The organism is Herbaspirillum sp. B65, from assembly GCF_000333555.1.
Lineage (GTDB): Bacteria > Pseudomonadota > Gammaproteobacteria > Burkholderiales > Burkholderiaceae_D > Herbaspirillum > Herbaspirillum rubrisubalbicans.
Genome location: NZ_BADI01001171.1, coordinates 1 through 12,143, shown reverse-complemented (window position 1 = coordinate 12,143; position 12,143 = coordinate 1). Strand labels below are relative to the sequence as shown.

Genomic DNA, 12,143 nt, shown 5'->3' with positions numbered 1-12,143 from the left:
GATTCGTCGCCCATCGCCCTGTCAAAGGGCGGCTTGCTTGCGGTCACGGGCCTGGTCGGCAAGCGCAATCACGAAGCCGTCAGCTTCGATACGCCTACGGCCACCATCGGTATTCGCGGTACCCACTTCGGCGCCCTGTACTGTCAGAACGATTGCGCCGGCGTGCCCACCCCCAGCGGCCAGCCGCCTGCCAATGGTTTGCACGTGGACGTGGTGACCGGTGCCATCCAGGTCACCAACCCGAGCGGATCGCAGCTCTACAGCGCGGGCCAGTTCGGCTTTGTGCCCTCGATCGGCCAGCCGCCGGTGATCGTGCCGCCGGCCCAGGGCGTGACGGTGACCATGCCCACCGCCATCAGCAGCAATGGCAACAGCGGTGTCCAGAAGATCGGTGCGGCCAAGCTTGATGCGTGCGTGGCGCAGTAGCCGCACGCCGTCCACGCCAACATCAAGGCATGAAAAAAGGGCGCCGCACGCAAGTGCCGGCGCCCTTTTTACCGAAGGTCGATGAATGGTACGTGGTTCAGAATTCCAGCACGGTACCGGTGGCCAGCATGTGCGGATGATGCGGGCCGTGGCCAGCGCCGATCTCGGCGGTGATTTCTTGCAACTGGCCGGGTTTGGCGTGGGTCACCAACACCTCGGGCCGGCCTTGCAGGTATTGCAGTTGTTCCAGCAGCAGGCTGGGGCACAGGTGCTTGGACAGCAGCGCCAGCTCGCGGTCGCGGTTGGCGAAGGCAGCTTCGATGATGAGGTAGCGCAACTGCGGGATGCGGTTGACCGCCTCCCACAGCGGTGGGCAAATGCACGTGTCGCCGCTGAAGGCCAGCGCAGCGCCACTGGCGTGGTTGCTCACCTGGTAGCCGACGGCCGGCACCGTGTGCTCGGCCGGCAGCGGCGTGATGCTGCGCTGGCCGAGCTGCACCGCTTGGCCGATCTCGATGGTGGCAAAGCGCAGGAAAGGTTGCTCGGCATTGGGGATGACGCTGAAGTCGGGCCAGATGTGCCAGTTGAAGATGTGCTTGCGGATGATCTCCAGTGTCGGCGCGGTGGCGTACATGGTCAGCGGGGTGCTGCGCAGGTCGCCCACGCTATCGATCATCAGCGGCAGACAGGCGATGTGATCCAGATGGGCGTGCGTGATGAAGACGTGATCAATGGCCGTCAGTTGCGCCAGCGACAGGTCGCCCACGCCGGTACCGGCGTCGATCAGGATATCGTCATCGATGAGCAGGGAAGTGGTGCGCATACCATTGCCACCGATGCCCCCGCTGCAGCCCAGAATTTCAACACGCATCGTTATTGCCGTTCATATGGTTGTGGGTTCACGCCAGACTGTCGCTGACTTCAATGGAACCGTGTTGCAGGCCGGAAACCCTTGACGGGTCTGGCTTTGCGGAAGGTGTGGCAAATTATGCAACAATCCTTCATGGTACGGGATTCGGCTCATCAGCGCAATCAGGATATCCCTCAATCCGATGTAGACGGCCGCGATGTGGCACGATGCTGCACAAGCGCAGAATTGAAGGTCAAATCCCCTCAAGCTCGCAGCAAGAGTGGATGCGTACTCATTCTAGAATCGCCATAATGCCGAAAAAGCATCTAGAACTCATTTCATCAATAGGCGTGAGATGCGTTCTGCTCAGAAAGAAATATGGCTATCGCTCCAAATCCATCCTGACCGTGCCGATGCAGGATCACGAGGGCGAACTGGTGGGCGTGTTGCAGCTCGTCAATGCCATCGATCCCGACACTGGCGAGCCGCAGCCCTTCTCCGAGACCGACCAGCGCTTCATCGAAGCATTGGCGTCGCAGGCGGCCATGGCGATGACCAACCAGCAGTTGATCGGGCGCCTGGAAAACCTGTTCGAAAGCCTGATCAAGCTCATCAACATCGGCATCGGTGCCAAATCACCGCACACCGGTCGGCACTGCGAGCAGGTACCGCAACTGGCGATGATGCTGGCCGAGGCAGCGCACAACACCACCGAAGGCCCGCTGGCGGACTTCCACATGACCGATGCCGACCGCCGCGAATTATGGCTGGCCGGACTGCTGCACGATTGCGGCAAGATCGGCACGCCCAGCCACATCGTGGAAAAGGCGACCAAGCTGGAAACCATTTTCGACCGCATCCACCTCGTCGATACCCGGTTCGAAGTCGTCAAGCGCGATGCCGAGATCGCGCTGTTGCAGCAAAAACTGGCGCTGGGCGCGGCCTTGACCCCGGCCCGCGCAGCCGAGCTGGATGCAGCCTTCCAGGCCGAGCTGGCCAAGCTGGATGAGGACCGCGCCTTCCTGCGCAAGATCAACTACGGCACCGAAGGAATGCGCCCGGAAGACCAGCAGCGTGTGCTGGACATCGCCGCGCGCACCTGGCGCGGCCCGGATGGCCAACTGCGCCAGTTGCTCGACGATGAAGAAGCGAGCAACCTGCGCATTCGCGCCGGCACCCTCAACGATGAAGAACGCGCCATCATCAACAACCACATCGTCATCACCATCAAGATGCTGGAATCCTTGCCCTGGCCCAAGCAACTGGCCCGTGTGACCGAGTTTGCCGGTGGTCACCACGAGCGCATGGATGGCAAGGGCTATCCCAAGGGACTCACGCGCGAGCAGATGTCGGTGCAGGCGCGTATCATGGCCGTGGCCGATATCTTCGAGGCGGTGACCGCCTCTGATCGCCCCTACAAGCGTGGCAATACGCTCAATGAGGCGGTGGAGATCCTGGCCGGTTTCAAGGCGCGTGACCACATCGACCCTGACCTGTTCGACCTGTTCGTGCGGGAACGCATCTATGAAAAGTATGCCGCCCAATTCATGCATCCCAGCCAGATCGACGAAGTCGACCTGTCGCGTATTCCCGGTCACGGGGGCTGAAAACGCAACGGTTGCGCCAAGCTGGGTTATGCTGATGGCTGCATAAAGTCTCCCAGTCATTGAAGACGCATTCGCGGCTTGCGATTGCGCATCGAGGAAAAGCATCACGTGTCCCAGGCAGTAACCCGATCTTCCGCTCCCGTCAGCCCACCCGCCAGTTTCCTGCGCCGCCATTGGCGCGGTGATTATTCGCTGGGCCGCTCCTATTGGCTGCATACCGTGCTGCTGACGTCGCTGGTGCCGGCGCTGGCCATCTCGGTGCTGGCGCGCCTGACCAATGACATGCCGGCCCGCTATGGCATGGCCGGCGTGCTGGGCATCGCCGGTTTCAGCTACCTGGCCTGGACCTGGGGCGTGTGCGGCTGCTGGCGCTCGGCCAGCAAGCACGTGGGCCGCGGTGGTCGACGCTGGGCCGAGGTGGTGGTCAAGTTCCTGATCCTGTGTGGCGTCATCAGCATGGCCACCAGCACGTGGCGTGCCGCCCATTCGCTACGTGAACAATTTGACATCGCCCTGGGCAAGCAGCTCGGTCCGCCCGTGGTCTATCAGCTGCGGGTGGATGGCAAGTCGGTGCTGCTGCAAGGAGGGATGAACGATGGTGCAGCCGCTGGCCTGGATGCCATTTTGCAGCAGAACCCGGGCGTGACCACGGTAGTGCTGTATTCAGCCGGCGGCTGGGTGCGCGAGGGCAAGCTGGTGGGCGAGGTGATCCGCCGTCGCCACCTCAACACCTACGTGGAGCAGGAGTGCTCTTCCTCCTGCACGCTGGCCTTCCTGGCCGGTCGCGACCGCGCCATGGACCCGCGCGCGCACATCGGCTTTCATACGCTCTATACGGTGGGCGGCGATGACCGCATCAACAAGAGCTTCGACCGCAAGCTGACCTTCGACACCTACGGCAAGCTGGGCCTGCCGCATGAGTTCATCGAACGCATCGCCGATACCCCCGCGGCCCAGAGCTGGTACCCGGAACTGGGCCAGTTGCTGCAAGCCGGGGTGTTGACCCGCCTGGCGCCTGGCGGTGAGACTGCCCAGATCGCCACCATCGCCACCTCGCGCGACATCCTGGAGGCCGAATTCAAGAAGGGCGCCCTGTTCGACATCATGGCGCGCTACCACCCGGCTGATTTTGCCCGCACCATCGACCTGGCCTGGGCCAAGGTGCAGGCGCACGCTTCGGATGCCGAGATCCTGGCAGTGGGACGCGAGCAGATCGGGCTGCTGAGCCGCCGCCTGCTGCCGATTGCCTCGGACCAATCGCTGGCCGAATTCCAGCAATTGCTGCTTGATGAAGCGCTGGCCCTGCGCGGCATCAGCGCGGCGGCCTGCACCGAGCTGATCTATCCGCGCTCGCGTGCCGATGCCGCGGCCGGTCGCGAAGCGCCGCAATCGGTGCTGCCGCAGGAATTCGCCAATCGCGAGCAACAGATGACCCAGCGCCTGCTGCGTGATGCCGATCCGGCCAATGCCGGCCGCTACAGCCTGGCCGAGCGCACCCGCGTCATCCGCAAGGCCCTGGCGCCGTTGACCCAGGAGCAATTGAAACTGCTGTCCTCGCCGCTGCGCCGCCAGGCCGACCCCGATGCCACCTGCGATGCTTCCATCGCCTACCTGCAGGCGGTCAACCAGTTGCCCCCTGAGGATAAGCGCATGGCGCTGCGGGTGTTGTATTCCCGCCCATAGCACCTCGGCGGGGATGCTGCGTTGCGGTAAAATGCGGGCTCACCTCATGCCAGCCGCACCACCTGTTGCGTGTGACATCCCGGCGTGTCTCATCTGATGTACCGCTTGTCGTTCTCTTTTTTCGCAGCGCCCCTGGCTGCGCGCCTGCTCACTCCTTGCCCATGACGACCATCGCCACTCCCCCTTCGCGCCCGCGCGAGCTGCGCCAGAACGTACTGGCCGGACTGACCACCTCCTTCGCCCTGGTGCCCGAGTGCATTGCCTTCGCCTTGGTGGCGCAATTGAATCCGCTCATGGGTTTGTATGGCGCCTTCTTCATCTGCACCATCACCGCGCTCTTCGGTGGCCGCCCCGGCATGATCTCCGGCGCGGCAGGTTCGATGGCGGTAGTGATCGTGGCGCTGGTGGTGCAGCATGGCGCGCAATATTTCCTGGCTACGGTAGTGCTGTCGGGGCTGATCATGCTGGCCTTCGGCGCACTCAGGCTGGGCAAGCTGGTGCGTATGGTGCCGCATCCGGTGATGCTGGGATTCGTCAATGGCCTGGCCATCGTGATCGCCCTGTCGCAGCTCGAACATTTCCGCCTCCATACCGACTCCGGGTTGCATTGGCTGCAGGGCTCGGCCCTGCTCATCATGATCGGGTTGACGCTGGCCACCATGCTGATCGTGTGGCTGCTGCCGCGCGTGACCAAGGCTATCCCGCCAGCCCTGGCAGCCATCCTCACGGTCGGCCTGGTCACTTACGTCAGCGGCCTGCATACCCGTACCCTGGGCGACATGGCGCAGATTGCCGGCGGCTTGCCACCCTTGCATTGGCCCAGCGTGCCGCTGAACCTGGAGACCTTGCGCATCGTCGGTCCCTATGCGGTATTGATGGCCATCGTCGGCCTGCTGGAAACGCTGCTGACCTTCAATCTCACCGATGAAATCACCGCCAGCCGCGGCCAGCCCAACCGCGAATGTCTGGCCCTGGGCGCGGCCAACATCGTCTCGGGCCTGTTCGGCGGCATGGGCGGCTGCGCCATGATCGGCCAGACCATGATCAACCTTGGCTCGGGCGGCCGTTCGCGTCTCTCCGGTGTGGTGGCGGGCGTGATGATCCTGTTGTTCATCCTGTTCCTGTCGCCGGCCATTGAGCGCATCCCGCTGGCGGCGCTGGCCGGGGTCATGTTCGTGGTGGCGCAGGAAACCTTCGCCTGGGGTTCGCTGCGGGTGCTGGGCAAGGTGCCCAGGAGCGATGCGCTGGTCATCATCGCCGTGACCATCATCACGGTCTTCACCGACCTGGCCGTGGCAGTGCTGTGCGGCATCGTGATTGCCGCGCTCAACTTCGCCTGGCAACACGCGCGCGAAGTGCGCGCCGAGCAGCGCGACGAGGCAGACGGCAGCCGCACCTACCTGCCGCATGGCACCCTCTTCTTTGCCTCCACCACCCGCTTCCTGGAATTGTTCGATACCCAGAATGACCCGCAGCAGGTCACGCTGGATTGCCGTTATCTGCGCCTGGCCGACCACTCCGCCATCGCCGCCGTGCAGACCCTGGCCGAGCGCTATGTGCGCGCCGGCAAGGTATTGCGCGTGATGGCCCTGTCGCAGCGTTGCAGCCAGTTGCTGCAGCGGGCCGGGTTGCCGGACGTGGCCTGAACCTGCAGTGGGCAGCTTGCTTCTGACCTGATGGCGGCTAAGATAGAATGAAATGCATTGAGCATGTCTGGAGTATTCATGAACAACAAAACGATCGCTGCCAAGAGCTATACCCGAGTCAAGTTGACGCCTAAACGACCGGTTACGGTAGCAACCCCGGAAGAAAAGAAAAAGGTGGCCACGGTGGCGCGCCAGGTCATCATTGAGCACTATCCCGTCATCAAGGCGTTGGCGAATCGGTGAGCGCTTCCGACGACTTTTTGATTACCTTCGATGCTGGGTTTGTTGTTGCGGTACATGACGAACTACTGAGCACCGAGCCTGGCCTTCCGGGTATGGCTGGTGGAGGCATTGATGCTCTGGAATCAGCACTGCATCGGGTAGCGGATCGTACCTACTATGATGGCCTGGACGATATTTTCGGTATTGCCGCCATGTATGCAATCGCTATTGCGCGTGGTCATCTTTTTAATGATGCCAACAAGCGAACAGCATTGGTGGTGGCGCTCACTTATCTCCAACTTCAGGACATTACTGTCCGGCGTAATCCGGAGTTGGAGGAGATCATGGTGCAGGTAGCGCAAGGCAGCATCGAGCTCGACCAGTTGGCGGCTATCTTTGCCGCGTTCGCGCTTGGCGCCGATTTGCCCAATCCAGAGCATGACGCAGAATAAAAAAATCCCGCCCAGGCTGGTGTAGGACGGGAAAAGTACCACGGGAAATCTTGCTGCAGGACCAGCCCGCCTCCGCCTACAAATTCAGGAAATCCATCTTCCCCAGCTTCACGCCCTGGTTACGCAGGATGGCGTAGGCCGTGGTCACATGGAACAGGAAGTTGGGCAGACCGAAGTCGGTCAGGTACTGCTGGGCAGTCATGGTGCATTCTTCACCACGCAGCTTCATGGTCACGGCCCGTTCTTCCTGGCCATTGATGGCATCGGCCGGAATCGCTTCGAGGAAGACGATGGTCTTGTTGATGCGCGCCTGCAAGTCGTCGAAGCTGGCTTCCTCATCCGCAAAAGCCGGTGCGGCCACGCCCGAGAGCCGGCTGGCGCTGGCCTTGGCGGTATCGCTGGCGCGCTGGATCTGGCCGATCAGCGGCAACATGTCTTCATACAGGCGTGCCGATAGCAGTTGCTGGTGATCGATCTGCTGTGCTTGGGCATGTTGCTCGGCCTTCTCCAGCAGGCTGGACAAGGTATTGAGGCCGTGGATCAGCATCGGGATGCTGACCTGATACAAAGTAATGGACATGACGGTTTCTGTTTCTGGTTGAGTGAATGAACGAGAGGACTAGTCGTCAGAGCTCTGACAGCCGCTGAGAAGTCAGAGCTCTGACATCTTACTTGGCCGAGGACAATTGCGTGTCCGGTCCACCCCAGCCGCCGCCCAGGGCGCGGATCAGGTTCACGGTGGAACGTGCACGCTCGCCATCCAACGTCACCGAGGCGCGCTGCTGTTGCAGCACGGTGCGGTCGGCGTCGATGACGTCGAAGTAGCTCACCGCGCCTTCGCGATACTGCGTGTGCGAGAGGCGCGCCGCGCGCGTCGAAGCGGCCACCGCTTCATCCTGGGCGCGGTTCTGCTCATCCAGGATGCGCAGGTTGGCCAGGTTGTCTTCCACCTCGCGGAAGGCGTTCAAGACCGTGCCGCGATAGGTGGCCACCTGTTCCTCATAGCTGGCCCGTGCACGATCCACCCCGGCCTGGCGGCGACCGCCGTCGAAGATCGGCATCGACAAGGCCGTGCCCACCAGCGGACCCAGCAGGAAGGTGCGGCTGGACCAGTTGAACAGGTCACCCAATTGCGCCGATTCATAACCCAGTCCACCGGTCAGGTTCAGGCTGGGGAAGAAGGCCGACTTGGCCACGCCCACGCGGGCGTTGGCGGCGGCCATGGCGCGTTCGGCGGCGGCGATGTCAGGCCGACGTTCCAGCAGCGCCGAGGGCAAGCCGGCAGGCACCGTGACGGCCAGACGGGTCAGCGGTTGCGGCGGCAGCGAAAACTCGGCCGGGGTGCGGCCCAGCAGGATCGCCAGCGCATGTTCGGCGGTGGCGCGCTGGCGTGCGATGCCCAGCGCTTCCGACTGCGCCGAGGCCAGTTCGGCACGGGCGCGGGCCACATCCACTTCGCTGATATCGCCTTCATCGAAACGGCGCTGTACCAGGCGCAGCGATTCCTGGCGCAGGTCCACGGTGCCACGGTACAGCTCGGCGGCGGCATCCAGTTCACGTACCTGGAAATACTGCTGTGCTACGTCAGCCTGCAAGGCCAGCAGCACCGAGTGGAACAGTGCCTCGCTGCGCTGGGCGTCGGCAGTGGCAGCGTCGACCGTGGAGGCGACCCGGCCGAACAGGTCCACCTCATAAGAAACGTTCACCTGGGCGCGATACAGAGTGAATGGATTTGTATTGGCATCGGCCGGTAAGCCTTGTGCGGCGGGCGAGGGCCGCTGGCGGGTGGCACCCACCCCTGCATCCACCTGCGGGAAGTAGCCCGAGCGCGCATCGCGGGTCAGGGCGCGTGCCTGGCCCAGGCGGGCGGCGGCGGCCTTGAGATCCTGGTTGGCTTGCTGGGCGGTGTCTTCCAGCGCATTCAACTTGTCGTCGCCGAAGATCTTCCACCATTGGCCACGGGCGATGTCTTCGGCTGGCTGGGCAGTCTTCCACTGGCTGCCGTTGGCGCCGGTCTGCGTGGCGGGCGCGGCTTCCTTGAAGGCGGCCGGGGTGTCCACCGAGGGACGCTCGTAGGTCGGTGCCACCGAGCAGCCGGCCAGCGCCAGCAGTGCCGCCAGCAGGGCCGAGCCGATGCGCGCCGGGCGCAGCAGGCGGGTCATCGTGAGAGATTGGGTCGTCATTTTTCTTGCTCCATTCATGGGCCGATCCGGGGATCAGCGATCATCCTGTGCACCGGGGGCGGCGTGGCTCACTTGCGGGACGTGCGGGATGTGAGAACCGGCCGTCATCGGGGCTTCGTGATGCGAGGCCGAGTGCAGCGCACGGCGGTCGATGGTACGCAGCAGCACGTAGAACACCGGGGTCAGGAACAACCCGAACAGCGTCACGCCCAACATGCCGAAGAACACCGCAATGCCCATCGCATGACGCATTTCCGAACCGGCGCCGGTCGAGGTCACCAGCGGCACCACGCCCATGATGAAGGCGATGGAAGTCATCAGGATCGGGCGCAGACGCAGGCGGCTGGCTTCGATGGCAGCTTGTACGGCGCTGCGGCCCTGCATCTCCAGTTCGCGGGCGAACTCCACGATCAGGATGGCGTTCTTGGCCGACAGTCCCACCAATACCATCAGGCCGATCTGGGTGAAGATGTTGTTGTCGCCACGGGTCAGCCACACACCCGTCAGGGCGGCCAGGATGCTCATCGGCACGATCAGGATCACGGCCAGCGGCAGGGTCAGGCTTTCATACAAGGCGGCCAGCACCAGGAACACCAGCAGCACGCTGATCGGGAACACCCACACGCCGGCATTGCCTGCCAGGATCTTCTGATAGGTCAGGTCGGTCCATTCGAACTTGATGCCGCGCGGCAGGGTCGCGGCAGCCACGCGTTCGGCGGCAGCCTGGGCCTGGTCCGAGGAATAGCCGGGGGCCGGACCGCCGTTGATGTCGGCAGCGGTATAGCCGTTGTAGCGCACCACCATTTCCGGGCCGAAGGTCTGCTTGACCTTCACCACGGAGGACAGCGGCACCATCTCGCCGGCATCGTTGCGGGTCTTCAGTTGCGCGATGTCCTCGGCCTTGGCGCGGAAGGGCGCGTCAGCCTGGGCCCGCACCTGGTAGACGCGACCGAAGCGGTTGAAGTCGTTCACATACAGCGAACCCAGGTAGATCTGCATGGTGTTGAACACGTCGGTGACCGGGATGCCGAGCTGCTTGGCCTTCACACGATCCAGTTCCACGTCCAGTTGCGGCACGTTGATCTGGTAGCTGGAGAACATCGGGCCCAGCGCCGGTTCCTTGGCCGCGGCCTTCATGAAGGCTTGTGCCGCCTTATCCAGTTCGGCGTAGCCCAGCGCGTCGCGGTCTTCGATCTGCATCTTGAAACCACCCAGCGTGCCCAAGCCCATCACCGGCGGCGGTGGGAAGACGGCGGTGAAGGCTTCCTTGATGCTGCCGAATTTCTTGTTCAGCGAAGCGGCAATGGCGTTGCCCGACAGTTCCTTGCTCTTGCGTTCCTCGAAGGGCTTCAAGCCCACGAAGACGATGCCGGCCGAAGAGCTGTTGGTGAAACCGTTGATCGACAGGCCGGGGAAGGCGATGGCGCTGGCCACACCGGGTTCCTTCAACATGATGTCGCTCATCTTGCGCATCACTTCTTCACTGCGGTCGATTGAGGCGCCATTGGGCAGCTGGGCGAAGGCCACCAGGTATTGCTTGTCCTGGCCCGGCACGAAACCACCGGGGACGATGTAGGACACACCCAGGGTGGCCGCCAGCAGCAGCACATACACGCCCATGGTGGCGCCCTTGCGCTTGATGACGCCCGTCACGCCGCCGCCGTAATTGTCGGAAGCGCGATTGAAGAAGCGGTTGAAGCGGATGAAGAAGCCACCCAGGAAGCGGTCCATCTGACGCGTCAGCCAGTCCGGCTTGTCGCCATGGCCCTTGAGCAGCAGGGCTGCCAGGGCCGGCGAGAGCGTGAGCGAGTTGAAGGCCGAGATGACGGTAGAGATCGCAATGGTCATCGCGAACTGCTTGTAGAACTGGCCGGTCAGGCCCGTCATGAAGGCCAGCGGCACGAACACTGCGACCAGCGTCAGGGCAATGGCGATGATGGGGCCGGAGACTTCCTGCATGGCACGATAGGTGGCCTCACGCGGCGAGAGGCCAGCACCGATGTTGCGCTCGACGTTTTCCACCACCACGATGGCATCATCGACCACGATCCCGATGGCCAGCACCATGCCGAACAGCGACAGCGCATTGATGGTGTAGCCAAAGCCCAGCATCAGCGAGAAGGTACCGATGATCGACACCGGCACGGCCAGCAACGGAATGATGGAAGCGCGCCAGGTCTGCAGGAAGATGATCACCACGATCACCACCAGCGCAATGGCTTCCAGCAGGGTATGCACCACCGCTTCGATGGAGGCGCGCACGAACTGGGTCGGGTCATAGACGATGCTGTAGCTGACCGAGCTGGGGAAGTCAGCCGACAATTCCTTCATCGCCGCCCGCACCTGGGTCGAGACATCCAGCGCATTGGCACCCGGCGCCTGGAAGATGGGGATGGCTACGGCTGACTTGTTGTCCAGCAGCGAGCGCAGGCCGTATTCGGAGGCGGCCAGTTCCACGCGGGCCACGTCGCCCAGACGGGTGGTGGCGCCATCCGGCGAGGCTTTGAGGATGATGTCGCGGAATTCGCCTTCGGTCTTCAGGCGACCTTGGGCATTCACCGACAGTTGCAGCGGCGTGTCCGGCGAGCTGGGCGAAGCACCGATCACCCCGGCGGCCACCTGCACGTTCTGCTCGCGGATGGCGCGCACCACGTCGGTGGCGGTCAGGCCGCGCTGCGCGACCTTGTTGGGATCGAGCCAGACCCGCATGGCGTAGTTGCCCGAACCGAACAGGCCCACTTCACCCACACCCTGGATACGCGCCAGACGATCCTTGACGTTGAGGACCGCATAGTTGAGCACGTAGGTGGTGTCGTAGCGGTTATCAGGCGAGGTCAGGTGCACCATCATGGTCAGCGTGGGCGAGGACTTGATCGTGGTCACACCCAGTCGCTGCACCTCTTTCGGCAGACGCGGCAGGGCCTGCGAGACGCGCTTCTGCACCAGTTGCCTGGTCCTTGTCGGGGTCCACCCCCAGGCGGAATTTGACGGTGATGAAGAGGTTGCCGTCGCTAATGGCTTGCGACTGTCATGTAGAGCATGTTTTCCACGCCAGTGATCTGCTGTTCCAGGGG

The 12,143-nt window shown here is 63.1% G+C and carries 7 protein-coding genes and 3 pseudogenes; 6 read left to right on the top strand and 4 right to left on the bottom strand.

Annotated features, from left to right (window positions below; genetic code table 11):
- Window positions 1-426: pseudogene (locus I5W_RS28325) on the top strand (FecR family protein); the annotation flags it as partial.
- Between the two features lie 97 nt (window positions 427-523).
- Here the strand turns inward: I5W_RS28325 and I5W_RS28320 are convergent.
- Window positions 524-1,297 (bottom strand): 3',5'-cyclic-nucleotide phosphodiesterase, encoded by a 774-nt coding sequence (locus tag I5W_RS28320; protein ID WP_017451910.1) that lies wholly within the window; start codon window positions 1,295-1,297, stop codon window positions 524-526.
- 341 nt (window positions 1,298-1,638) lie between these two features.
- On the opposite strand from I5W_RS28320, the pseudogene I5W_RS28315 reads away from it, so the two are divergent.
- From I5W_RS28315 to I5W_RS28295, 5 genes and pseudogenes are all read left to right on the top strand, one after another.
- A pseudogene (locus tag I5W_RS28315) lies at window positions 1,639-2,883 on the top strand (HD-GYP domain-containing protein); the annotation flags it as partial.
- A 108-nt stretch (window positions 2,884-2,991) separates the two neighbouring features.
- Window positions 2,992-4,566 carry a hypothetical protein gene (locus I5W_RS28310; RefSeq protein ID WP_237741858.1) on the top strand — a complete coding sequence of 525 codons (1,575 nt, stop codon included), beginning with the start codon at window positions 2,992-2,994 and terminating at the stop codon, window positions 4,564-4,566.
- A gap of 161 nt (window positions 4,567-4,727) precedes the next feature.
- On the top strand, window positions 4,728-6,212 hold the full coding sequence (locus tag I5W_RS28305) for a SulP family inorganic anion transporter (RefSeq protein ID WP_171426935.1): 1,485 nt from the start codon (window positions 4,728-4,730) through the stop codon (window positions 6,210-6,212).
- Between the two features lie 78 nt (window positions 6,213-6,290).
- On the top strand, window positions 6,291-6,455 hold the full coding sequence (locus I5W_RS32305; protein ID WP_159106165.1) for a hypothetical protein: 165 nt from the start codon (window positions 6,291-6,293) through the stop codon (window positions 6,453-6,455).
- The gene (locus I5W_RS28295; RefSeq protein WP_252717263.1) at window positions 6,452-6,886 is read left to right on the top strand and encodes a type II toxin-antitoxin system death-on-curing family toxin; all 435 of its coding nucleotides are present in this window, start codon (window positions 6,452-6,454) and stop codon (window positions 6,884-6,886) included. Before I5W_RS32305 ends, I5W_RS28295 begins: the two co-directional genes overlap by 4 nt.
- A 76-nt stretch (window positions 6,887-6,962) precedes the next feature.
- On the opposite strand, the gene I5W_RS28290 is transcribed toward I5W_RS28295, so the two are convergent.
- The 3 genes and pseudogenes from I5W_RS28290 to I5W_RS28280 all read right to left on the bottom strand — a co-directional run.
- Window positions 6,963-7,466 carry a DUF1993 domain-containing protein gene (locus I5W_RS28290; RefSeq protein WP_044531758.1) on the bottom strand — a complete coding sequence of 168 codons (504 nt, stop codon included), beginning with the start codon at window positions 7,464-7,466 and terminating at the stop codon, window positions 6,963-6,965.
- Between the two features lie 88 nt (window positions 7,467-7,554).
- Window positions 7,555-9,069, bottom strand: coding sequence for an efflux transporter outer membrane subunit (locus I5W_RS28285; protein ID WP_044531757.1), 1,515 nt, complete (start codon window positions 9,067-9,069; stop codon window positions 7,555-7,557).
- Window positions 9,070-9,102: 33 nt separating this feature from the next.
- Window positions 9,103-12,143: pseudogene (locus tag I5W_RS28280) on the bottom strand (efflux RND transporter permease subunit); the annotation flags it as partial.

Bases quoted from the DNA above. Each gene is read 5' to 3' on its own strand.
- I5W_RS28320 (WP_017451910.1), bottom strand. From the start codon at position 1,297: ATGCGTGTTGAAATTCTGGGCTGCAGCGGGGGCATCGGTGGCAATGGT.
- I5W_RS28305 (WP_171426935.1), top strand. From the start codon at position 4,728: ATGACGACCATCGCCACTCCCCCTTCGCGCCCGCGCGAGCTGCGCCAG.
- I5W_RS32305 (WP_159106165.1), top strand. From the start codon at position 6,291: ATGAACAACAAAACGATCGCTGCCAAGAGCTATACCCGAGTCAAGTTG.
- I5W_RS28290 (WP_044531758.1), bottom strand. From the start codon at position 7,466: ATGTCCATTACTTTGTATCAGGTCAGCATCCCGATGCTGATCCACGGC.
- I5W_RS28285 (WP_044531757.1), bottom strand. From the start codon at position 9,069: ATGACGACCCAATCTCTCACGATGACCCGCCTGCTGCGCCCGGCGCGC.